15 protein-coding genes, 1 tRNA gene and 1 other RNA gene are annotated in these 22,783 nt (G+C 72.8%); 4 read left to right on the forward strand and 13 right to left on the reverse strand.

The genetic code is table 11. The features are described from left to right. Positions 1-48: 48 nt before the first annotated feature. From AB0G20_RS05035 to ffs, 5 genes are all read right to left on the reverse strand, one after another. Positions 49-1,524: a N,N-dimethylformamidase beta subunit family domain-containing protein gene (locus tag AB0G20_RS05035; RefSeq protein WP_361295988.1), complete on the reverse strand. Its 1,476-nt coding sequence runs from the start codon at positions 1,522-1,524 to the stop codon at positions 49-51. A 214-nt stretch (positions 1,525-1,738) separates the two neighbouring features. After that, a complete protein-coding gene (locus tag AB0G20_RS05040) occupies positions 1,739-3,580 on the reverse strand; it encodes a hypothetical protein (RefSeq protein WP_361297673.1) in 1,842 nt (613 codons plus the stop codon). A gap of 324 nt (positions 3,581-3,904) precedes the next feature. Continuing rightward, positions 3,905-5,155: a phosphoribosylamine--glycine ligase gene (gene purD / locus AB0G20_RS05045; protein WP_361295991.1), complete on the reverse strand. Its 1,251-nt coding sequence runs from the start codon at positions 5,153-5,155 to the stop codon at positions 3,905-3,907. 146 nt (positions 5,156-5,301) lie between these two features. Continuing rightward, positions 5,302-7,731, reverse strand: coding sequence for a DNA polymerase III subunit gamma and tau (locus AB0G20_RS05050; protein ID WP_361295994.1), 2,430 nt, complete (start codon positions 7,729-7,731; stop codon positions 5,302-5,304). 110 nt (positions 7,732-7,841) lie between these two features. Next, positions 7,842-7,938: signal recognition particle sRNA small type (gene ffs, locus AB0G20_RS05055), an RNA gene on the reverse strand. Between the two features lie 71 nt (positions 7,939-8,009). Here ffs and AB0G20_RS05060 point away from each other — a divergent pair. Further along, positions 8,010-8,097, forward strand: a tRNA-Ser gene (locus AB0G20_RS05060). 465 nt (positions 8,098-8,562) lie between these two features. Continuing rightward, entirely contained in the window at positions 8,563-9,795 is a 1,233-nt protein-coding gene (locus AB0G20_RS05065; RefSeq protein ID WP_361295997.1) for a PP2C family protein-serine/threonine phosphatase, read from the forward strand. A gap of 16 nt (positions 9,796-9,811) precedes the next feature. On the opposite strand, the gene AB0G20_RS05070 is transcribed toward AB0G20_RS05065, so the two are convergent. From AB0G20_RS05070 to AB0G20_RS05080, 3 genes are all read right to left on the reverse strand, one after another. Next, a complete protein-coding gene (locus tag AB0G20_RS05070; protein ID WP_361296000.1) occupies positions 9,812-10,972 on the reverse strand; it encodes an HTTM domain-containing protein in 1,161 nt (386 codons plus the stop codon). Continuing rightward, positions 10,962-11,678 (reverse strand): DUF5819 family protein, encoded by a 717-nt coding sequence (locus AB0G20_RS05075; RefSeq protein ID WP_361296002.1) that lies wholly within the window; start codon positions 11,676-11,678, stop codon positions 10,962-10,964. The genes AB0G20_RS05070 and AB0G20_RS05075 overlap by 11 nt, the downstream gene beginning before the upstream one ends. A 113-nt stretch (positions 11,679-11,791) precedes the next feature. Continuing rightward, the gene (locus tag AB0G20_RS05080) at positions 11,792-13,090 is read right to left on the reverse strand and encodes an ice-binding family protein (protein WP_361296005.1); all 1,299 of its coding nucleotides are present in this window, start codon (positions 13,088-13,090) and stop codon (positions 11,792-11,794) included. Positions 13,091-13,533: 443 nt separating this feature from the next. Between AB0G20_RS05080 and AB0G20_RS05085 the strand changes: the two genes are divergently transcribed. After that, positions 13,534-13,755, forward strand: a complete 222-nt coding sequence (locus tag AB0G20_RS05085) for a CarD family transcriptional regulator (protein WP_248503394.1) — start codon at positions 13,534-13,536, stop codon at positions 13,753-13,755. Between the two features lie 511 nt (positions 13,756-14,266). Here the strand turns inward: AB0G20_RS05085 and AB0G20_RS05090 are convergent. From AB0G20_RS05090 to AB0G20_RS05110, 5 genes are all read right to left on the reverse strand, one after another. After that, complete coding sequence (locus AB0G20_RS05090) at positions 14,267-15,889, reverse strand: ABC transporter substrate-binding protein (RefSeq protein WP_361296010.1); 1,623 nt, start codon at positions 15,887-15,889, stop codon at positions 14,267-14,269. 5 nt (positions 15,890-15,894) lie between these two features. Then, entirely contained in the window at positions 15,895-18,060 is a 2,166-nt protein-coding gene (locus tag AB0G20_RS05095; protein ID WP_361296013.1) for a hypothetical protein, read from the reverse strand. 144 nt (positions 18,061-18,204) lie between these two features. After that, positions 18,205-18,672, reverse strand: coding sequence for an MSMEG_6728 family protein (locus AB0G20_RS05100; protein ID WP_361297676.1), 468 nt, complete (start codon positions 18,670-18,672; stop codon positions 18,205-18,207). 17 nt (positions 18,673-18,689) lie between these two features. Further along, positions 18,690-19,142, reverse strand: coding sequence for a DUF4383 domain-containing protein (locus tag AB0G20_RS05105; RefSeq protein ID WP_361296016.1), 453 nt, complete (start codon positions 19,140-19,142; stop codon positions 18,690-18,692). A gap of 13 nt (positions 19,143-19,155) precedes the next feature. After that, the gene (locus AB0G20_RS05110; protein ID WP_361296019.1) at positions 19,156-21,636 is read right to left on the reverse strand and encodes a SpoIIE family protein phosphatase; all 2,481 of its coding nucleotides are present in this window, start codon (positions 21,634-21,636) and stop codon (positions 19,156-19,158) included. Positions 21,637-21,786: 150 nt separating this feature from the next. Here AB0G20_RS05110 and AB0G20_RS05115 point away from each other — a divergent pair, with 150 nt between their 5' ends. Beyond that, positions 21,787-22,743: a DUF72 domain-containing protein gene (locus tag AB0G20_RS05115; RefSeq protein WP_361296022.1), complete on the forward strand. Its 957-nt coding sequence runs from the start codon at positions 21,787-21,789 to the stop codon at positions 22,741-22,743. The last annotated feature ends 40 nt before the right edge of the window (positions 22,744-22,783 follow it).

Below are 22,783 nucleotides of genomic sequence, written 5' to 3' on the forward strand. Positions count from 1 at the left end.
CCAAGTGGCTCGATTCTCCCGTATGCGAGCTTGATCACCGACAGGGGGTCAGTCGCGTTTGCAGATGCGGTCCAGGAGGTTTGCCGTGGCGCGCTGGATGCGCGGGTCGACGTGGCCGGGACGGTCCAGGGCCGGGGACCAGGCGAACGTTCCTGCTGCGAAGACCCAGGCGCCGGAGGGGGCGCGGTACAGGGACGTCTCCTGGTGGCGCTGGGCGCCTTCCTTGTCCGTGTACGGGGAGTGGGCCAGCAGCATGCGCTCCTCGTGCTCCGGCAGCGGGGTGCGCGGGAAGTAGCGGTCGGCCTCGCCCGCCACCAGGTTCTCGATCTCGTCGCCCTCGTGCGCCCCGGTCGCCTCCCACAGCCAGTGCCCGGCGTTGCGCACGATCAGCGGGTGCGGCTCGGGGACGGGCCCGGCGTACTGGATGCCCATGAGCTGCTGCTCCGCCCGGTCGATCTCCCGCCACAGCACCGGCTTGCCCGGGCCCCGGCGCTTGCGGCAGGTCAGCAGCCGGTCGGGGACGCCGGACGGGGAGGGGCCGAGCTCCACCTGCCAGTACATGGAGTTGGCGGAGAGGAAGACCAGTGAGGTGCCGGCGTCACGGGCGTCCTCCACGGTCCGGCGCATGGCGGCCGACCAGTACTCGTCGTGGCCCGGGAAGACCAGGCCGCGGTAGCGGGCGGGGTCGACGCGGCCCGCGTGCAGGTCGCCGGCGTCGGCGTAGGCGACGTCGTAGCCGTAGCGCTCGGCCCAGCGGATGAAGTCGTAGGCGTGGCCGACGTGGAGGGGGAGGCCCGCGCCCGCGTACGGGCGGTCGAAGGAGACCGTCATGGCGGCCTCGGACTCGCCCAGCAGACGGCCCTTCTCGTCCCAGGCGTGGTAGAGGCTGGCGCCGGTGCGGCCGTCCTCCGGGTAGAGGTTGTACGCCTGCCAGGTGACGTCGGGCAGCACGAGCAGCAGGTCGGCGGGCTGGTCGTGGCGGACGGTGAAGGGGACGTGGGAGCGGTAGCCGTCGGCGGTGGTGAGGACGGCGACGTACGCGCCGATGTTCCAGTACGACGGGACCTGGAGGCGCCAGGACAGCCACCAGTGGTGGCAGGAGACCGTACGGTCCGCGGTGAGCGGCGCGGGCTGGACGATGCCGGACAGGCGCGGGCTGGTGGTGATCTTCGCGGCGCCGTCACCGCCGTAGTGGCCGATGCGGTAGATGTCCACGGCGAACTGCTGCGGCGGGTCGACGGTGATGTGGAAGTCGATGGCCTCGCCGGGCGCGACCGCGCCGGTGGAGGTGAAGCCCTTGATCTGACGGTTGACGTCGTCGGCCGCGCGGGGGCCGCCGGAGCGACTGCCCTTCTTCGACGGGTGGGGGGCGTCCTGGTCCACGTACCAGGGGACGACCTGGCCCGAGTCGTCGAAATACGTCACGTTGCCGCGCAGCCACGGAACGGGGCCCTGCCCGAAGGGATCCGTCACGGCGTGCGCCAGCGCTCCCGACTCCCAGCGGCGGATCTGCTCCGAACCCATGGTTGCTTCCCCTCCCCTTCGCCCCCGTGGTGGTGCATGCCGGTGTGGTGTGTGCGGTCTTCTGCGGTGCGTGCGACGCCGTCGTGCCTATGTGTTTGTCGTATGTCGCAAGCCCTTGCCATGCACGCGAACGGTCCAAGCACATCACATAAAGCGCGCACTTCGTTACTGTTCGTTTCGAATTGGCCAGAACCGGAAGGGGGTGCTCCGGCTGTCAGCCGAGACGGACCGGCTTCTCCGGGCGTATGCCGAGCTGGGACAGCCAGACCCGCAGGGGGGCGGCGTCGCCGTCCTCGATGAGGGTGAGGACCCTGGGTGCCAGGTCGGCCGTGCGCTCGCCCTCGATCAGGAGGGTGGGGCCGTCCAGCCAATCCAGGCCCGGGGTCGCGCCGGCGGTGTCCATCGCGGCACAGCAGACCATCGCGGTGAGGTGGTCGGCGAGCAGCTCCCTGGCCGTGCGCGGGGGCTGGAGGGGGAAGAGGGGGAGGGCCCGGTCGTCCCAGAGCGCCGCGGGGTCGGGGGTGGGGGACGGCGAGGCGGGCGACGGGGTCGCCGGGGAGGGGGCGGCCTCCTCACGGGCCAGTTCGGCGCTGAGCCGGGCGGCGAGGGTGGCGCTGGGGGCCGTCGTGCCGGAGAGGTCCTCGTCGTCGAGGGGGTCCGGTGTGCCGGTGGTGCCGGTGGGTGCGGCGGGGGCTTCGGCCGGGGCCGAATCCGGTCTGTGACCGGCCGAGTCCGCTGTGGGGCCCCTCGCTCCGGCGTTCTCGGCCGTCCACGCGGGGCCCGTGTCCGTGAGGTGGTCGAGGACGCGGGACAGGGTCGGGGCGACGGTGGCGGGAGCCGTGGGGCCGGTGGCGGGGCGGACGCCCATCGCGTCCAGGACGCGGTGCAGCCGGGCCGCGTCGAGGCGCCACTTGCGGTCCACGACCTCTTCCGGATACTCGCTCCAGGCCACCGGAGACCAGTCGGGTCCGGGCGCGGCGGGGCCGCCGTGGAAGAGGCGGGCGGCGAGCAGGGAGGCGGCCTCGTCGACCGCGCCCGGCTCCTCCAGCAGATCGCAGGCGGGCCGCTCGCCGAGCCGGGACGCGAAGCCCTCGGCCAGGCGGTCGCGCCGGGACAGCTCCGTGAGTGCCGCGACCACACCCGCGTCCAGCCGGGACGGCCAGCGGCCCATCCGCCAGGCGGGCAGCGCCACCCGGGTCAGCAGCCGGTCCCAGCCCGCGTACGCCAGGCCCACCTGCTCCTGGGCGACGATCCGCAGCCCGTAATCCACAGCCTGTGCACGCTCCGCGGCCGCGGCCGCCACGCCCCGCTCCATCTCGGCGGCATGGCCTCGGCAACTGCGCAGCAGAAGCCGGGCGACCCAGCCGACACCGGCGAGCACCGCCCGCGACACCGGATCGCGGCGGGGCGCCGAGGCCACGGCCACCGCGGCGTCCAGGCCACGGACGAAGCGCCGGGCGGCGGCTATGTCCGGGTGGGCCGAGGGGCCCGTACCGGCGATGACCGGGGCGAGGACCGCGCGCAGCTCGCCGACCCGCATCCACCACAGGAACGGGGAGCCGATGACGAGGACCGGCGCGACGGGGTGCCTGCGGTGCGCCTGTCTGCCCGCTCCCGCTATGTCGTGGTGCTCCTCGGCCGGGGGCGGCGCGTGGGCCGGGTGGGTGCGGTCCTCCAGCCAGCTGTCGCAGTCCGGAGTGAGCGCTATCGCGGAGGGCGCGGGGACGTCGAGACGGTCGGCGAGGTCGCGCACCATCCGGTACAGGTCGGGGGCCGCCTCCTCGGCGACCGGGACCGTCGGGCTCATGGCGGGCCGGGCCCGGGCGACGACCAGGGCGATCCCGGCCGCGGCCAGCAGCACCAGGACCGCGACCGGCGTCAGGACCCAGCGGGCCGCGTCCCAGACGGGGCCCTCGAGGCGGTCTCCGGCGGCGCCCGCGAGCAGGATCACGGCGACGGCGGCCGGCAGCAGGGCGACGGCCAGTGCACGGCTGCGCATGCGCAGCACGGCCAGTGCCCGTGCCCGCGCGGCCTGCGCGCCTGCTTCCACACCCATTCCGGTCACGACCGACCTCACCCCCTCCCCGTTGACCCGACGCTTCCCTTGCTCACTCCCCCACTGTGGCACCCGTCACTGACATCGCAATGCCGGTGGGCCAAGTGCCGGAACGCTTGCGCCGCACCCTAGTTGGGGCTCCGCCCCCCGTCAGCCGGATAGGGCATCGGTCACTCGATGGAATGGCTTAGGGGAGAGGTGGATGACGGACAGCGAGCGTCAGGCCCCGCCCCTCGCACACATCAGGCCCCGGATCCTGAGACGGATCCGGGGCCTGTGAGGTTCATCGGCGGCGGGGTGTTCTCCCTGCCGGCGTGGGGACGGTTACGCGCCTGCCGCCTTCGCGGCGATGTCCGTGCGGTGCTGGGAGCCGTCGAGGCGGATGCGGCCGACGGCCGTGTAGGCGCGGTCGCGGGCCTCGGTGAGGTCCTTGCCGGTGGCCGTCACGGACAGGACGCGGCCGCCCGCGCTGACGACGGCGTCGCCCTCCTGCCTGGTGCCGGCGTGCAGCACGTACGCGTGCGGGGCGTCCTGGGCGGCGACCTCGTCGAGCCCTGTGATGGGGTCACCGGTGCGCGGGGTGCCGGGGTAGTTGTGCGAGGCGACGACCACGGTCACGGCCGCCTCGTCGCTCCAGCGCAGCGGCTCCAGGTGGGCGAGGTTGCCGGTGGCGGCGGCCATCAGGAGACCGGCCAGCGGCGTCTTGAGCCGGGCCAGCACGACCTGGGTCTCGGGGTCGCCGAACCGGGCGTTGAACTCGATCACGCGGACACCCCGGGAGGTGATCGCGAGACCGGCGTAGAGCAGGCCGGAGAACGGCGTGCCGCGCCGCTGCATCTCGTCCACGGTCGGCTGCAGCACGGTCTGCAACACCTCGTCGACCAGCTTCGGGTCGGCCCACGGCAGCGGGGAGTACGCGCCCATGCCGCCGGTGTTCGGGCCCTCGTCGCCGTCCAGCGCGCGCTTGAAGTCCTGGGCGGGCTGGAGCGGTACGACCGTCTCGCCGTCGGTCACGGCGAACAGGGAGACCTCGGGGCCGTCGAGGTACTCCTCGATGACCACGCGCTCGCAGGCCGCCGCGTGGGCCCGGGCCGCTTCGAGGTCGTCGGTGACGACGACACCCTTACCGGCGGCGAGCCCGTCGTCCTTGACGACGTACGGAGCGCCGAAGGCGTCGAGAGCCGTGTCGACCTCCTCCGGCGTCGTGCAGACGTACGACCGGGCCGTGGGCACCTCGGCCACCGCCATGACGTCCTTCGCGAAGGCCTTGGAACCCTCCAGCTGGGCGGCTTGGCCGGACGGGCCGAAGACCGGGATGCCTGCGTCGCGCACGGCGTCGGCGACACCGGCGACCAGCGGGGCCTCCGGGCCGACGATCACGAGCTCCGCGCCGAGGCGCGTGGCCAGCGCGGTGACGGCGGCGCCGTCGAGGGCGTCGACCTGGTGCAGCTCGGCGACCTCGGCGATGCCGGCGTTGCCCGGGGCGCAGTGCAGCGCGGTGACGTCGGGGTCGTGGGACAGGGAGTGGCACAGGGCGTGTTCGCGGGCGCCACTGCCGATGACGAGGACCTTCACGGGGGTCAGCCTAACGGGAGACGTCGGGTTCCCTTTGTGCGGGCTTCCGAAGGGAGGGGGGATGGTGAGCTGGAGGTTCCTCCAAGGAAGGCGCCGCCTTCCTCCGAGCTCCGCCGTTTCTCCGAGCTCCGCGGTCGAGACCCGGGCTATTCGTTCGTGAACTCCTCGACCACCGTCGCCCCCAGCTCCCGGACGATCAGCTCCTGGCCGGAGAGGGCGGACTCGTCGAGGTCGGGGTCGTCGTCCTCGGGGATGTCCTCCTCGACGGAGACGTGGCGCGGCCGCGGGGTGGAGGGCTGGGGGACGGAGGCGGCAGGTGCGGGGGCCGGGGCGCCGGCGGGAGCGGGGCTGCTCGACTGCTGGGTGGGGGCGGCCGGGGGCGCGGACTGGGACGGGGCGGGGCGCTGGGCCGTGGCCGTACCGCCGCCCGCGTTGTATCCGCCGCCACCGGCGGAGTTGTGGCCGCCACCGCCGCCGAACCCGGAGGGGCCGCCCGGCGCCGGAGGTGCGGAGCCGCCCGAGGGGTCGACGATCGCCTCGATCTTCCACTGGACGTTGAACTGCTCGCCCAGCGCCTGCCGCAGCACGTCCTCGCTGCCGCTGCTCAGGAAGTTGTCCCGGGCGCCCGCGTTGACGAAGCCGAGCTGGAGGGTCGTGCCGTCGAAGCCGGTCACCTGGGCGTTCTGGCTGAGCAGGATCCAGGTGAAGCGCCGGCGGTTCTTGACCGCCTCCAGGATGTTCGGCCAGAGCATGCGCGGGTCGAGATTGCCGCCGCCCGCGGGAGCGGGGGCCGCAGTGGCCTGGGCCGGAGCCGGGGACTGGGCCGTCGGTGGAGTGGTGGGGGCGGGAGTGCTCGTCGGCGGGGTGTTCGCCGACGGTGTGTTCGAGGCGGGCGCGCCCGGGGCGGCCGTGGGCCAGCCGCCGGGGCGACGGCCGCCGCTGCCGGCGGAGGCGGCGGTGGGCCAGGCGCCGGGGGCGGACTGGGTCTGGGACGGCTGGGCGGGTCCCGAGGGCGTGGCGGCGGCCGGGGCTTCGGCGGGTGCGCCGGGGCCTTCGGGGACGCCGGGTCCGGCCTGGGTGCCGGGAGCCGGGGCATGCCCCGGGGGTGTGGCCGGTGCCGTCGGTGACACGCTCCGGTCCGGGGACGACTGCGGCGCGCCCTGGCCCGCCGCCGGAGGGGCGGAGCCGGCCGCAGCCGCCGCAGGGCCGCCGACGCCACCGCTGCCGGTCGCGGCGCCGCCGTTGCCCGGTGCTCCGGACGCCCGGACCGCCGCGCGGGCCGCGGCGGGGCCGCCGCCCGGCGGCACCGGACCGCCGCCACCCGACGCCTGGACCGGAGCGGCCGCCGCTCCCCCATGGCCCTCCGGGCCGGGCACGTACCCCATGGCGGGCATGCCGGCGGGGCCCGCGGAGTAGTTCACGCCGCGCTCGATCCGGTCGAGGCGGGCCATCACGGAGCGCTCGTCGCCGTAGGCGGCGGGGAGCAGGACGCGGGCGCAGATCAGTTCGAGCTGGAGACGGGGCGAGTTGGCGCCGCGCATCTCGGTCAGGCCCTCGTTGACGAGGTCGGCGGCGCGGCTCAGCTCGGCGGGGCCGAAGGTGCCGGCCTGGGCCTGCATGCGCTCGATCACATCGGCGGGGGCGTCGATCAGCCCCTTCTCCGCCGCGTCCGGGACGGCGGCCAGGATCACCAGGTCGCGCAGCCGCTCCAGCAGGTCGGCGACGAAACGACGTGGATCATTCCCGCCCTCGATCACGCGGTCGACGACCTCGAAGGCCGCGGCTCCGTCGCCGGTGGCGAAGGCCTCGACGACGGAGTCGAGGAGCGAGCCGTCGGTGTACCCCAGCAGGGCGGTGGCCATGGCGTATGTCACACCGTCCGCGGCGGCGCCGGCGAGGAGCTGGTCCATGACGGACATGGAGTCACGCACGGACCCGCCGCCCGCCCGCACGACGAGCGGGAGCACGCCGTCCGCGACAGGGATGGCCTCCTTCTCGCAGACCTGGCCGAGGTACTCCCGGAGCGTGCCGGGGGGCACGAGCCGGAAGGGGTAGTGGTGGGTCCGCGACCGGATCGTCCCGATGACCTTCTCGGGCTCGGTCGTCGCGAAGATGAACTTGAGGTGCTCCGGCGGCTCCTCGACGACCTTCAGCAGCGCGTTGAAACCGGCCGACGTGACCATGTGGGCCTCGTCGATGATGTAGATCTTGTACCGGCTGCGGGCGGGTCCGAAGAAGGCCTTTTCGCGCAGGTCACGGGCATCGTCCACGCCACCGTGGGAAGCGGCGTCGATCTCGATGACGTCGATGGAACCGGGGCCGTTGCGCGCGAGGTCCTGACAGGACTGGCACTCACCGCAGGGCGTGGGTGTGGGCCCCTGCTCGCAGTTCAGGCAGCGCGCCAGGATGCGTGCGCTGGTCGTCTTGCCACAGCCGCGCGGCCCGCTGAACAGGTACGCGTGGTTGACCCGGTTGTTCCGCAGCGCCTGCTGCAGCGGGTCGGTGACATGCTCCTGCCCGATGACCTCGGCGAAGGTCTCCGGGCGGTAGCGGCGGTACAGAGCGAGAGACGACACGCATACGAGGTTATAGGCGCCCAGTGACATCGGGACCCGGCCCGGACCCGGCCAGGAGATCCACTCCGCCCCCCGGGCACTCCGGCCCCGGAAGCTCCGGCGCCCCGGAACGCAGACGCCCCCCACGCACCCGCCAGAGCCAACCTACCCTTGCTGCCTTCCGGCCCTGGGGGAGTTCAGTCAGATAGCGCCGCGTGAGGGGCTGCGCCAAGGCTACCTGATGTCGGAGGCAGGAACGAGTTCGCGAGCACTCCTCAACGTCTTGTATTGTTTGCGGCGGAGGATTCGCCTAGAGGCCTAGGGCGCACGCTTGGAAAGCGTGTTGGGGGCAACCCCTCACGAGTTCGAATCTCGTATCCTCCGCCAGTGCCTCACCGGGCACGAAGTCGAAGGGCCCCACCGCTTGCGGTGGGGCCCTTCGACGTTGTCCGCCGCGTCGAGGTCCAGTTGGCGGTAGGCCCCGGACACCCATCCGCCGGAAGTCGTCCGCGCCGTCCGGGCCGTCCGTGCCGTCCGGGCGGAGCAGTCGCCTCCGGCACCCCCGGGCCCGGTCACCGCCGCCGTCCTCCGCGCAGCAGCCGCGCTCCGGTCGGCCGGGGCGAGCGACAACGGCCTCTCGGCGAGGGGCTGTTCCGTGTCGAGCCGCACCGAACCGCATCGAGCGCGACGGGCTCGGCCGGGCGGCCTCGTCCGCGGGTGGGCGTCGGGACCGGCCCATGTCCGCGAGCGCAGGGCGCGGCCGCCTTCACTCCTCGTGACCGTCCGCGGATTGACGCTCACCGCGGAGGTTCCCAAGCTGGTGTGAGGGGGCCGGCGGAAGGGACCGCGGTCGTGAGTGGTGGGCAGAATGAACTTCCCCGGTTGCTGACGGCGGCCGAGACGGCGGCCCCGGTGGACGCGGTCGACGTGATCGCGGAGGACCTGCGGCAGCGCTTCGAGGCGACGAAGGTCTCTTTCCTCATCGTGGATCTGACGGGGAAGGCCGTGGCGCGGTTGTCGACCGCCCCTGCGGAGGCCGGCCGGGAGCCGGAGCGGATCCCGATGTACGGCAGCGTCTACGAGGAGGTGATCCGTACCCAGCGGCTCCACCAGGAGGCGACCGGCCGGGGACAGCGGGTGATCATGCCGGTGACCAACCGGGGGGACGCCATCGGACTGCTGGAACTGCTCCTGCCGGCCGACCCCGGCGAGGGCGTCCTCGACGCGGTCGGGGAAGCCGCCCACGTCCTGGCCTACATCGTGATCGCCAACGGGCGCTTCACCGACCTCTACACCTGGGGCAAGCGCTCCAGGCCGCCCTCCCTGGCGGCGGAGATCCAGTACCAGCTGCTGCCCCCGTCACTGTCGTGCGAGGCCGCGCAGTTCACCCTGTGCGGGAGCCTGGAGCCCTCCGAAGACCTCAGCGGCGACACGTTCGACTACGCCCTGGACCGCGACACCCTGCATGTGTCGGTGACCGATCCCATGGGCCACGACATCGGTTCCGCCCTGGCCGCCACGGTCCTGGTGAGCGCCCTGCGTGGTGCCCGCCGTGCGGGAGCCGACCTGGCCGAGCAGGCCCACCGGGCCGACCGGGCACTGATCGACCACGGCCACGGTCACGCCACCGGGCAGCTGCTGCGCATCCACCTCCGCACCGGACGGGCCCGGCTCGTCAACGCCGGCCACCCCTGGCCACTGCGCATGCGCGAGGGGGCGGTGGAGGTGATCCCCTGCGAGGTGGACCACCCCTTCGGGCTGTCCGCGCTGGCGACCCAGCCCTACCGCGTGCAGGACATCGATCTGCGCCCCGGCGACCGTCTGCTCATGTTCACCGACGGCATGGTCGAACGTCATGGGGAGAAGGTCGACCTGGCCGCTCTGCTGGAGCGCACCCGGGGCCTGCACCCGCGGCAGGCCGCGCTGGCGCTGACGACCGCGGTCCGGGACGCCGCCGACGGCCGGCTCGAGGACGACGCCACCGTGATGTGCCTGGACTGGCACGGCCCCCACGAGACCCAGCGGCACGTCAGCTCCGGAGCGGACACCCGGCAGGCCTCCGCCGCCCGCGAGAAGCGGCCGTGACGCCCGGCGCGGGACGTCAGGGACCACTCGCCGGGCTCGCCGCCTGCTCGGCGGAGTGCACGACTCCGTGTTTCGAGCCGAGCGCGCCGCCCGGGCCGCCTTGCGCGGGTACGGCTCCGGAGCCTGCCGCTCGTTCCGGTGCCGGCCGACTGCTGTCCGTGCGCCGCAGCACGCGTCGGCACAGGCGGGGCAGGAAGGCGTAGAAGCGGTCGGGAAGGAACACCGCGTCCGCGATGATCATCGCCCCGGAGAACAGCGGCAGCCCCATGAGCACGGCGATGCCGAGGTGCATGCCCAGCAGCAGGGTGAGGACGGGGTACTTGAGCCTGCCGAAGAGCACGAACGGGAAGGCCACCTGCAGGAGCACGGTCACGTAGCCGGCGACGGCGATCGCGAGCGTGTGCTCGTCCACGAAGTTCGAGAGCTCGGGCCAGGGCCGGAAGAGTTCGAGGTTCAGGGCGTAGTGGAGAGCGGTGCCGCTGCCCCAGGAAGGGCCCTGGACCTTGTACAGGCCGGCTGATCCGTAGAGGAGGCAGACCTGTGCCGCGATGACGAACATGCCGCAGTTGTGCACCGCGGTGACCAGAGTGGTCCGGGCGTCCCGCAGCTGTCCCCTGAGGGGGCTTCCGGGCGGTGGCGGCGCGCTTCCGGCGGGAACGGCCTTGCGTCGGTGTCTGCGCGCGTCCAGCGACCAGCGGCGGCCGCAGGCGGTGAGGACGAGGTAGAGGGCCATCAGCAGGACCAGGTTGTCGCCCCCGTCCGTCATGAAGATCGCGCGGGCGTGGAACGAGGTCACCATGACGGCGAAGAGGACGGACATGACCCGGGTCCGCCAGCCCAGCATGAACAGCGCGGACGTGACGAGGGCCAGGACGTAGCAGAGCTCGAAGCAGGCGCGGCTGTCGGACAGGGCCAGGACGCTGAACCAGCCCGTCTGCTCGAAGAGCTCCTGGGCCAGGGCGGGCGTCCACGGGGACCCGGGGCCCCAGATCTCGTCCCGATGGGGGAACTCACGCAGCAGGAAGATCAGGTAGAGCAGCCCGTAGCCGATGCGCAGCACCGACGCGGCGTACAGGGACACCGGCCGCCCGGTCAGGAGGTCCCACAGCGCGGTGATCCGGTCGGCGAGCCACCGGTCGGCGGCCTGGAGCGCCGTCCTTCGCGTCTCATTCGGCATGGCGGGTCACCTTCCACCAGGGCAGAAGCCGGTTCTCGGTCGGTTTCGGCGGGCGGTCGCCGGCCGCTGAGCCGGGCGCGGCGACGGGCAGCGTGACGACGCGGAGCTGAACGAAGTCGAAGGTGCCGCCTCGATGGGCGGCGACGCGGTCCGCGGCGATGTTGGTGAGGTACTTCCGCATCATCACGGCGCGTTCCGTGCGCGCCCTGTCGTCCGCCCCGTGCGAGTCGACGTAGCCGGACCAGGCGCGACGCAACAGGTTCTGTGCCGTGTGGCTCGGGAACGCGTGGTGTTCGACCGCGGAGCCGTCGACGGCGGTCAGGTCGAACCAGGGGCTCACCTCGACCGATCCGTCGGATGTGGTGTGGGCGGTTCTCACCAGAATCTGCCGGTTGACGGATTCCGGGTCCGGGGCGAAAAGCCGCCAATTCTGTTCGAAGAAGGGGAAGACCCATGCATTGATCTGCGCGCCGTAACGCTTGGAGACGGTGTTGGCCGGTGCCACGTGGAGGAACACCAGAATCACGTGGACGACACTCGCCATGAGGCACAAGGCCACCGCGGCGCACATACCTGTTCTGATGACGCGGGCACTTCTCGGCCCTTTGGGCGGAGCAGCCGTGACGTCAGGGCATTCCCGCACATCCGGACCGCATTCGGAATGCTGGATTTCCTTCACGTCCGCTGCGTCGATTCCGCTCGACATCGCCTACCTGCCTTTCTCACATCGGCCGCGCACGCCGGGGCGGCGCGCGGCGGACTCGTAGAGATTCCGCCGCGCGCCGTCATCGGGTGAGGCGACCGACCGCAGTGCGTTGCCTAGGCGTCGTGACCCTCGGAGTGGTCGTCGCCCTCGTGGCCCTTGGGCTTCCCGTCGGAGCCGTAGCTCTCGTGGGGCTGCTTGCCGTAGCCGAACTTCTCGTGGGGCTGATCGCCGTAGCCGTAGTCCTCGTGGGGACGCTTGCCGTGGTCGGACTTGTCGCCGTGGCCGGGCTTGCCGTGGCCGGGCTTGCCGTCGTCGTGTCCGCCGCCGTGGCCCGGCCTTCCGGGCTTGCCGTCGTCGTCCGGGCCGTGGCCGTGGCCGCCGCCGTTCCCGCCGCCGCCGTTCCCGCCGTTGTCGCCGCCGCCGTTCCCGCCGGTGGTGTTGCCGGCCGTGTTGCCCGCGGTGTTGCCGGACGTGTTGCCCTCGGTGTTCCCGGACGTGCTGCCGGCGACGTTGCCCGAGGTGCTGCCGGGCGAGGCGATGGGTCCGCCCAGGAGACCGCCGGTGACGAGGCCGCCGCTGATGAGACCCCCGGTTCCGGCCGTGGTGCCGGTGGTGGTTCCCGTGGTCGTACCCGTGGTCGTACCCGTGGTCGTTCCGCCAGCGGTGGAGGTCGCGCACCCACTGAGGAAGATCCTGTTGTTGTTGAGCGTCACGGAGCCGTTACGGGCCAGCGCCCGGCCCTCGATGTTCGCCCCCGAGTTGGCGCTGATCGAGGTCAGAGCCATGATCGTGCCCACGAACGTGGAGTTGGTGCCGAGGGTGGCCGAGCTGCCGACCTGCCAGTACACGTTGCACGGCGAGGCGCCGTTCGTGAGGAGCACCCGGCTGGAGGACGCCGTCGTGAGGGCTTCGGGGATCTGGAACACCCAGACCGAGTTCGGGTTTCCCCCGGCGTCCAGGATCAGGTCGCCCGTGAGTCCTACGCCGACCTCAGCGGTGTGGACGCCCGGAAGCAGCGTCTGGCCACCGCCGATGGCCGCCGGGAGCGCGAAGTCCGTGGCCTGACCGGCCGCTTGGTTGTACGCCGTGACCAGGTCGGACTTGGCCTGAAGCGCGACGGCGTCCCCAGCGTGCACGGCGCCGAGCACGAGGCCGGGCGGGAACCCGGTGATGGACGGATTCGGGTGCGTGCCGAGGTCCTGGCTGAGCACCGAGGGGCCGGTGTTGGTGACTCCCTGGCCTGAGAGGACGGAGAAGCTCGCGGCCGTGGCCAAAGGCACGGGCGTCGCGATGGCCACCGCTTGCGTCGGGGTCAGGACGACCATCACCGCGGCAACCGTGGCGGCGAGAGACGAGGCCAGCAAACCGGAGAATGAACGGCGGCCGGCTACCTGAGGGATCTTCAGCTTCATCAAAAAGCCATTTCCTGTAGGCCATGGCATACCGGGCCCTACCGATCACCCGGGAAGCCTCGTTGCTGTTACGCCGACGCATATTACGCAGAAATATCTTTGTCACCGACGGCAAGAAGAGAGAAGACTCGCCTCCCATTCGAACGGCGCACAGCGCTACGAAAATAGCTTGAATTGGAATTCCGGAGCCGACGGCAGCACGCGGCGGCCAATCGCCCTGCTGAGGGCCCGGCAGGCCGGCCGCCACGGCCGGGCGGGGAGCCGGCGGCGCGAAGCAGCCGCGCTCCAGGGCGCCGTGGAGGCGCCCGCGGTCGGCGTGTCCTCGGCCGGCGCGGACGGCATCTCGGCCGCTGCCCCGCCGCACCGCCGTCCGAGGACCCTTCTGACCAGGGGAAACGGACGACCTATGGGAACCGGAGAGCCTTAGGCGCATACTGGGGTCGATGACTAAGCCCGTTGCACCCAAGCGTCATTTGCCTACCAGCCCCTTCAAGGCCCCCGTCGCACCGGCTCCCAAGCACTTCGCCGTGGGCGACCAGGTCACTCATGACATGTACGGTCTCGGCCGCGTGATCGGCATCGAGGACGGAATCGCGGCACTCGTCGATTTCGGCTCGTCGCAGATGCGGATCCTGAGCCCGTACAGCAAGATGACCAAGCTGTAGGACCGCTGTGCCCGGTCACGGCACGCCAGGCCCCGGACGGGGCCTGTAACGAAAGAGAGACCTCCCATCGAACCGACTTCGCTGTTCTCCGCTCCGGAAGGGCAAGCCCGCCGTTCCGCCGCAGCATCGCCGCCTCCGGCGACGAACCCCTTCCAGGCCCCGGACTTCGGGGAGGACGAGGTTTTCCCGCCCGAGGACGCGCCGGAGCCCGGGCCGGGCATGCGCGAGGCGCGCCGCAGGGCGGCTTAGGGTCTGTCGTTTGGATCAGGCCGCAGACGCGGGGTCTGGCACGCGCCTCTGCCGCGGTGTCGTCGGTTGCCGGCGCTCCGCGTCGACGCCCTCCTCCGCCTTGCAGAGACACGCACCAGACCCCGCTCACCGGCGTTGAAAAGCACCGTCGCTTCCCTGCGACCTGATCCAAACGACAGACCCTAGCCCTCCACGAGTGACGGTGGCTTCGACAGCCGGTCGGGGCCTCGTTGCGTCAGGTCTCTCAGCGGGACGGATCGCTTCACGGCGTGTCGCTCGGGATCACGCAGTTCTTCGGCTGCTCCTTGCCCGTCGGCCAGCCCAGGCCGACGAACTTCAGTGTTCCCCGGCCCCTGCGGCCCGGGTCCAGTTCGACGATCGCGGCCGGTTTGTCGTAGGCGTTGCCGCCTGTCGTGAGGCAGATCAGGCCGCTGGTGCCCTGGACGCGGTGGCGGGACTGGAGGAGCGACCACTGACGGCCGACGTCCTCCCGGCTCGGGACCGTTGTCTCCGGGCCGCCCTTCTGGGCCTGGTGGAGGGCCTTGCCGATGGTGATGAGGCCGTCGTGGACGAGCATCGTGCGGGAGTCCTCCAGGTTCGGCGCGGAGCCGAGGTCGATGCCCTCGCGCTGAGCCGCGGTGATCTGGCCTCGCAGAGCGTCCAGGGCCGCCTTCGGCTCGGTGAGGTACTGGGGCAGGTCCCGGGGCTTCGGCCCGGTGCGGTGGGTGGCCGTCCACCGTTTCGTCCAGGCCGTCAGCTCCGTGGTCCAGGCGTCGGGGTGGGCGGGGGCCGCGTACTGGACCGTCACCTTCGCCCGGCCGTCCTCGCCCCGGAGCCGGGCCCAGTCCTGCTCGGTCATGTCCTGGCGCAGGGACGCCGCGTCGGACCCGCTGATGATCGTGTAGTGCCGGTCCTTGCAGCCGACCTCGGCCAGTTTCAGGGCGAAGATGCGCAGGTGGAGCGTGCGGCCCGCGAAGTAGACCGTGTCCGCCTCGGAGTCGCAGATGTTGTTGGCGGTCTGGGTGAACTGGTTGCCGGTTGAGCCCGCCTCGTCGATGGACGGGGACTCGAAGGACATCGCGGCGGGGCCGGCCGGGCCCTTCTCCTCGATCCGGCTGAACGCCCTGGCCAGCGACTCGCTGTAGCCGTCGGGGCGTTTGTCGTAGACCAGGACCGTCTTGAGGTTCCGGCGGCCGCGGTCGCCGTTGAAGTCGGCCAGGGCCCGGGCCGCGTCGTTGTTGGTGGGCAGGATGCGCGCCAGTCCCGGGAAGCGGAGCTCGGCCATGCCGTCCGCCCGGTCCTCGTTCGCGATCCGGTCCCCGCTGATCCGGGCGGCCAGCACCGGGACCTTGTTCTCGGTGAGGCGTTCGACGGCCGCTTCCGTGGTGGCGAGGCTCAGGTTGAAGCCGGTGACGGCGCGCAGCCGGTCCTCGGGGGAGGCGGCCATCCGCAGCAGGTCGTCGACGACCTCCGCCTGACGGCCGTAGTCCTGACCGGGGTTGGCCAGGACGAGCCGGATCTTCGGCGGTTCGCCCTCGCCCGCGTTGGCCTGCCGCTGTCCCAGGTACGCGCCCTGGAGGTCGCTGCGCATCTGCCGGCGCAGTGCCTCGCGGTCCGACTGGAGCGGCAGCATCATCGCCACCGTGACGTGGGGCTGTTTCTCGATCCGCTGGTTCTCGCGGGCGATGGCCCGGGCCACGCCGGCGATCTCCGGCGTGCCGAAGTCGTAGCCCTCGCCGTTGACTCCGATGCACTCGCCGTCGATCCGCTCGACGCCGTCGGCGCAGGTGTCGGGCTTGCGGATGACGGAGGTGGTGAATGCGACGCCCGCGACCAGCACCACTACGCCCAGCAGGGAGTAGAGGATCTTCTTCCATCTCGGCATGCCCGTTATCTCCTTCGCCGGAGCTGTTCGGTGCACGTGCAGCGCAGCAGGGGCTGTTCGTTCTCCGCCAGGGCGCTCCAGTCCGTCGCCGTCCTGCTGAGCCGGCCCGCGCCGTCGAAATCCATGATCGAGAGCAGGTCGAGCAGCTTGGCCAGCGTGCGGGCCGTCTCCCTGCCGGTGGGTCTGGTCCGCTCCTCGCACAGCCACACCGCGTGCAGCAGCTGGTCGACGGTGCGGCGCAGCGGCGGGCCGTCCACCGCCACCAGGCCTTGGGCGCGCCCGCGTCGGGCGTCCGCCCCGCCGGGGTACGGCGCCTGCGCGATCTCCAGGAGCTCGGCGCACCACTCGTGGGGGCGGCCGGGGAGGGTGGCGGCGAGGTGGGTGACGACCTCGTCGGCGCCGCCCGACACGAGGTGGTGGTTCATCCGGTGCGCGGTGACGGACCGGAAGGCGCTGTCGTCCGGGGGCGGTTGCTGTCCGTCCGCGCGCCGGGCGAAGTGGTCGCGCAGCAGGTGGTGGTCGGCGTACCAGGCGGCGCCGCCGGGACGCAGCCCGTAGAGCCGGTGCACGAGCAGCTGGCGGAGGCCGAAGTCGCCGATGAAGTGGCGTTCGCAGGTGGGCCAGCCGGTGTCGGTGAGGAGCCGGGAGACGTGATGGGCGGTCAGGTGATGGACGTGGCCCTGCTGGTGGTGGCGGAGCAGGACGTCCGCGCACTCCGAGTCGTGCGCCACCGACAGGTGGGTGAGGAGGTCGAGCCACTGGTCGTGGTGTTCGTCCGGCAGCTGTACGGGGAGCTGGTCGAGGATCAGCTCCCGTAACAGGACGTCCGCGACGGGCCGTTCGGGGGCGTCGTCGCCGGGGAGCCGCAAGGGGGCGGCCAGGATGTCCCGGTCGTTGGCGTCGGCCGGCATGTGGAAGGAGGCCGCGGCGGTGGCGAGGCGGATCACCGTGTGCGGCCGGCCGCCGCTGAGCCGGGCCACGGCCGCGTCGATACGGCGGCGGTTGGTGCCGCCCTCGGGCTCGGCGCGCTGCTGTCTTCGTACGGTCTCCCGGCGGAGCTGGTCGCCGGTGAGCAGCGGCATCCGCAGCAGCAGCACGCCGTCGGCGAGGGGCCCCGGGCCCGCGGTGCCGTCCCCGCGGCGGGACCAGGCGGGCGGGGCGCCGTCGGCGGGCCGGTACTCCGCCGGGGGCGTCGCGGGCGGCAGCCCGCCGTGCAGGAAGGCGCCGCCGTCCGCGCGGCGGGCCGTGCCGACGATGACGACGCGGTCGCGCTGCCCGCCCCGCCGGTCGGTGAGGACGGCGCGCAGCAGCTGCTCGCCCGGGGACGACTCGGCGTGGTCCAGCAGCAGGCCCGGGCGGCCGACGCGGCGGAGCCAGCCGGAGGGCGAGGCGTACGCCGCCTCGAGGTCCTCGCGCAGGGCCCGGAAGAGGAAGCTCTCCGCCACCTCGCGTGCCTCGCCGCCGGCCCGGAAATCGGCGGCGAGGATGCGCAGCCCGATCCTGGGCTGCCCGGCCGCGCCCGGGTAGGCGCCGTAGACCCGCTCCAGTTCGGCCCTGCCCCGTGGGGCCGCGCGCTCGAAGAGGGCGTCCAGCAGGGCGTTGCCGACGGCCGCCGAGTACGGGTCGAAGGCCTGTCCGGACAGGGTCGTCAGCAGGTTGCGGATGGCGCCCTGCAGCACGCCCCGCCAGAAGTCACCGGTGCCCAGACCGCGCAGGCGTGGCCGCTGGGCCAGGTCCTCGTAGCGTTCGGCCTCCGTCGCGACCGCCTCGGGCGAGCCGTCCGCGACGCCGGTGGCGATCATGGCGAGGCCGGCGAAGAACCGCGGGAAGGCGAACGAGCCGCCCGTGCCCTGCCAGGTGCGCAGCCGGTGGGCGACCTCGGTCAGGGCCTCGGTCGCGGCCGAGCGTGCGCCCGGCTCCGGGTCCGCGCGGTCCGCGAACACCGGCGAGGCGCAGTCCAGGTGGATCACCGGCACCTTGGCGCCGAAACGATCCCGCACGGCGCGCAGCAGCCGGCTCTTGCCCATGCCCGGGCCGCCGGTGAGCAGGACGACGGGCAGGTCGGGGCCGTACAGCGGGTCCCGCCCGGCCCCGGACGGCGCCCGCCCGAAGAGACGCGCGAAGAAGCCCTCCTCGCCCAGAAGTCTCTCGAACCCCAGTTCTTCACACACGGTTCCCCCATGGAGTGCCTGCCCGCCCGGGAGCGGGTGACCCGTGACCGATGTGCCAGAAAAGATCCAGTGGAACACGGACCGGTCTGCTCGGACAACGGGACAACGGGGGCTGAGTGGAAGGAAGTTGGCCGGGAGGCGCGCCTACGGCCGGCGGTCCGACGCCGGCCAGACGTACGGCAGGTCGTCGGGGACGCCCGGAAAGAGGGCCGCGTAGATCGCGGGGTCCTTGCGGACCAGGGCCGAGCGGTGGCTCTCGTGGAAGGGGTCGTCGCCGAGCCAGGGCGGGAGTTCGCCCTCGGCGGCCAGGCGGGGCTGCTCGCGGACCGGGGCGTGGGGGCGGATCGCGGCGAGGTCGGCCACGAGGGTGGCCGCGCAGGTGTCCTGGTGGCCCTGTTCGCGCCACACACGGCAGATCTCCAGGCCGTAGCGGACCAGCGCCTCCTCGTAGCCGAGCCACATCTTCACGGCCGGGTGGCGACGCCAGCCGTAGCCGGGGACGACCAGGCCGCGCAGGACCTGCAGCGCCTCGACCCGTTGTTTGCCGAGCCGGCGGCGGTCGAGGGCCAGGGCCGTGGTGCGGAAGTCGGGGTAGGGCAGGAAGGTCTGCATGCCGTCCTCGGTGATCCTCACCGGGCGCCGGTGCGGGTGCCGCGCCGACGGAGGGCCAGGGCCAGGCCGATCATGGCGATGCCCAGGGCGAAGTGGAGCCAGTCGTCCGCGGTGTTCAGCGGGACGAAGTTGGCGTCGCTGTCATGGCCGACGGACAGGCCGTACACCCACAGCACCAGGTAGACGGCGCCGCCGACCAGCAGGTACGAGTACGCCCCCGACGCCGTGCCGGCGAGGATCAGGCCGGTGAGGCCGTAGGCCAGGTGCACGAGGTTGTGCAGGATCGAGACCTGGAAGAGGCCGAACAGCTCGGCGCCCGATTCGTGGCCGGCGAACTCCAGCGAGCCGTAGTCGGTGGTGATGCCGGGGATGAAGCCCAGCACGCCGACCACGAGGAAGACGAGGCCGACCAGCAGGGCGGCCTGCCGGACGGGGGCGCGGGCGGCCCGGTGGGACGCGGGTGTGGTCATGGCCGGTGGCTCCTCATGCGGGGGACAGGGTCTGTTCCGCCCAGATGGTCTTGCCGGTGGCGCTCTGGCGGGTGCCCCAGCGCTCGGTCAGCTGGGCGACGAGGAGCAGACCGCGGCCGCCCTCGTCGTAGGTGCGGGCGCGCCGCAGGTGGGGAGCGGTGGTGCCGCCGTCGGAGACCTCGCAGATCAGGGTCGTGTCGTGGATCAGGCGGAGCTGGACCGGCGGCTCGGCGTGCCGGATGGCGTTGGTGACGAGCTCGCTGACGATCAGTTCGGTGACGAACTCGGCGTCGGAGAGCCCCCACCGCTCCAGTTGCGCCACGACGTCCTTGCGGGTCTGCGCGACCGCGGACGGGTCGGCCGGCACCGCCCAGGTGGCGACCTGCCTCGCGTCCAGCGCACGGGTACGGGCGATGAGCAGGGCCACGTCGTCGGCCGGGCGCTGCGGCAGCAGGTCGGCGAGGACCGTGTCGCACAGCGCCTCCAGCGAGGCCGCCGGGCGGGCCAGGGCCTCCCGCAGCCGGTGGACGCCGGTGTCGGGGTCACGGTCGGGGGCCTCGATCAGGCCGTTGGTGTACAGGGCGAGCAGGCTGCCCTCGGGGAGGACGACCTCGGTGGCCTCGTACGGCAGACCGCCCACGCCGAGCGGGGGCGCGGCCGGGAGCCCCACGAGTTCGACGGTGCCCTCGGGGCTGACCACGGCCGGTACCGGATGCCCGGCCCCGGAGAAGCAGCAGCGCCGCGTCACGGGGTCGTAGACGGCGTACAGGCAGGTGGCGCCGACGTCGCCCGAGGTCTTGGCGGAGCCCGCCGGCGTCCGCTCGCCGTCGCTCTCCTCCTCCGTGTTCAGACGGGCGACCAGGTCGTCGAGGTGGGTCAGCAGCTCGTCGCAGGGCAGGTCGATGTCGGCCAGTGTGCGGACCGCCGTACGCAGCCGCCCCATGGTCGCCGAGGCGACCAGCCCGTGGCCGACCACGTCTCCGACGACCAGGGCCACCCGCGCCCCCGAGAGGGGGATGACGTCGAACCAGTCCCCGCCGACCCCGACGTGCCCGCCCGCCGGAAGGTAGCGGGAGGCGACGTCGACGGCCGCCTGCCGGGGCAGCCGCTGCGGCAGCAGGCTGCGCTGGAGCGTGACCGCCGTGGTGCGCTCGCGGGTGTAGCGGCGGGCGTTGTCGATGCTGACCGCCGCCCGGGCGGCCAGTTCCCCGGCCAGGACCAGGTCGTCGTGCCCGAAGGGCTCCTGGTTGCGGTGCCGGACGAAGAAGGCGACGCCGAGGGTGGTGCCGCGGGCGGCCAGCGGCACGGTCATCACGGAGTGGATGCCGAACGCCCGGACCCGGGCGGCACGGGCCGGGTCGCGGGCGAGCCAGGCGGTGACCCCCGTGTCGCTCACCTCGTGCAGGGCGGGGCGTCCGGTGCGCAGGCTCTCGAAGTGCAACGAGCCCGCCGGGTAGGAGCCCACCGCGCCGGCCGCCACGACCGACTCCGGGGCGTCCGGGGTCACCGACCGCACCGCGGCCCGTCGCAGCAGCAGCGGCCCCTCCGCCGGAACCGCAGGTACGGGCGGCTCGGGTGCGTCGTCCAGCGCGGCCAGCAGATCGACGCTGACGAAGTCGGCCAGCGCCGGGACGGTCACGTCCGCCAGCTCCTGGGCCGTGCGGGTCACGTCGAGCGTGCTGCCGATGCGGCGGCTCGCCTCGGCGATCAGCTGGAGGCGCTTGCGCGCCCAGAACTGCTCCGTCATGTCGTGCGCCGACAGGCAGACGCCCTGGACGGTGCCCTCGTGGTCGCGCAGCGCCGACATGAAGACCGACCAGGCGTGCTCACGGCTCTCGCCGGGGGCGCGCAGGTAGTTCTCCTGGTACTCCGGCTCGCCGGTCCGCAGCACCCGGGCCATGCCGCGTTCCGCCCGCAGGCCGGCACCGTCGTCGACGATCTCGGACACGCGCAGGCCCCGCATCTCCTCCTCGGTGAGCGCCGTGGCGCGCTCCATGTCGGCGTTGGCCCGGCGCAGCCGGAGCCGGGTGTCGTAGATCGCCTGGGCGCAGCACGGGGACTGGGCGAAGCTCCAGCTCACGAGGGAGTCGTCGAGACCGGCCGGTGACTGCCGGTCGGTCAGGGCGGAGACGATGAGCCAGGCGGGGGCGTCGGCGCCGGGTGGTCTGTGGTGGGCGAGGATCCTGACCGTCAGCTTCCGGCCGTCACGGTGCCGCAGCGCGATGTCGCCGTTCCAGCGGGGCAGCTCGGCGAGCGTGGGCAGACCGCCCCGCACCGGGATCGGCTCGGCCAGCAGATCCGCGGCACGGTGGCCGGTCAGCTGCCCGGCCGAGTACCCGAGGAGCCGTTCGGCGCCCGCGTTCCAGCCGGTCACGGTGCCGTTTTCGTCGAGGGTGACACGGGCCGTGAGGGAGGCGCCCACGAGGGCTTCGAGAGCCTCGGGTTCTTCTCCCGACGCCCGGGTGGCCCGGCCGACGGTGACGGGCTGCTCCATGATCGGTCATCTCACTCTCGGGGGAAATAAGCCTTGACCCCGGATATGCACAGTTATCAACCTGGTTACCCCGATTACGGGGGGTATCACCGTGAGGTCGCGGCCGAGAAGCGGAGCCTGCCGCCGCCCGGCCCGGGTAATCGCTCCCCCATGGGTCAGATCCTGGTGGGCACGTGTTCCTGGACCGACCGGGCGCTGGTGGCCGGCGGCTGGTATCCCCCGGGGCGGCGGGACGCCGAGGGGCGCTTACGGCACTGCGCCGAGCGGTTCCCGGTCGTCGAGGTCGACGCCTCCTACTACGCGCTGCCGAGCGAGCGGAACAGCCGGTTGTGGGCCGGGCGGACACCGGACGGGTTCGTGTTCGACGTGAAGGCGTTCTCCCTGCTCACCGGGCATCCCACCCGCGAGGCGGTGATGCCGGACGGGCTGCGGGCCGAGCACCGGGACCCGGCGGTGCTCGACGAGGTGTGGGCCCGGTTCACGGCCGGGATCGAACCGCTGCGGGAGGCCGGGCGGCTCGGGAGCGTGCTGTTCCAGTTCCCGCCCTGGTTCCGGCCCGGGCAGCGGGCTCAGGCGTTCCTCCAGGAGTGCGCGGAGCGGACCGAAGGCTGGCCCGTCGCCATCGAGTTCCGGCATCCCTCCTGGTGGGAGCCGGGGCAGGACGAGGCGACGGGCGCGCTGCTCACCCGGCTCGGCATGGCCGCGGTCGCCGTCGACATGACGCAGACGCTCCCCTCCTCCGTCCCGCCCGTCACTCCCGTGACCTCGTCCCGGCTGTCCGTCGTCCGGTTCCACGGCCGCAGCACCGCCTGGGGGACGGGCAGCAAGGAGGACCGGTTCCGGTACACGTACGACGAGGACGAACTCGCCGAGTGGCTGCCCCGTGTGCACCGGCTGGCCGAGCGGGCCGAGCAGGTCCACGTCCTGTTCAACAACTGCTGCGGCGACGCCGCCGTCCGCGCCGCCGAGACCATGACACGGCTCCTCGACGGGCCCGCGCCGGCGGCTCGGGTGCCTAGGCCGTGTCCGCAAAGCCCCGCCTGCCCCGCGACGCCTGGCACGCACTCTCGCCGCACCGGGCGAAGCCCCAAGGACGTCCAGTACTAGGGGCTCCGCCCGGCACGCCGAGAGCACGCACCAGACGCCG

The sequence above is a fragment of the Streptomyces sp. NPDC024017 genome, assembly GCF_040638895.1.
Lineage (GTDB): Bacteria > Actinomycetota > Actinomycetes > Streptomycetales > Streptomycetaceae > Streptomyces.

Bases quoted from the DNA above. Each gene is read 5' to 3' on its own strand.
- AB0G20_RS05070 (WP_361296000.1), bottom strand. From the start codon at position 10,972: ATGCCGAATGAGACGCGAAGGACGGCGCTCCAGGCCGCCGACCGGTGG.
- AB0G20_RS05040 (WP_361297673.1), bottom strand. From the start codon at position 3,580: ATGGGTGTGGAAGCAGGCGCGCAGGCCGCGCGGGCACGGGCACTGGCC.
- AB0G20_RS05100 (WP_361297676.1), bottom strand. From the start codon at position 18,672: ATGCAGACCTTCCTGCCCTACCCCGACTTCCGCACCACGGCCCTGGCC.
- AB0G20_RS05080 (WP_361296005.1), bottom strand. From the start codon at position 13,090: ATGAAGCTGAAGATCCCTCAGGTAGCCGGCCGCCGTTCATTCTCCGGT.
- AB0G20_RS05115 (WP_361296022.1), top strand. From the start codon at position 21,787: ATGGGTCAGATCCTGGTGGGCACGTGTTCCTGGACCGACCGGGCGCTG.
- AB0G20_RS05105 (WP_361296016.1), bottom strand. From the start codon at position 19,142: ATGACCACACCCGCGTCCCACCGGGCCGCCCGCGCCCCCGTCCGGCAG.
- AB0G20_RS05035 (WP_361295988.1), bottom strand. From the start codon at position 1,524: ATGGGTTCGGAGCAGATCCGCCGCTGGGAGTCGGGAGCGCTGGCGCAC.
- AB0G20_RS05085 (WP_248503394.1), top strand. From the start codon at position 13,534: ATGACTAAGCCCGTTGCACCCAAGCGTCATTTGCCTACCAGCCCCTTC.
- AB0G20_RS05090 (WP_361296010.1), bottom strand. From the start codon at position 15,889: ATGCCGAGATGGAAGAAGATCCTCTACTCCCTGCTGGGCGTAGTGGTG.
- AB0G20_RS05075 (WP_361296002.1), bottom strand. From the start codon at position 11,678: ATGTCGAGCGGAATCGACGCAGCGGACGTGAAGGAAATCCAGCATTCC.
- AB0G20_RS05110 (WP_361296019.1), bottom strand. From the start codon at position 21,636: ATGGAGCAGCCCGTCACCGTCGGCCGGGCCACCCGGGCGTCGGGAGAA.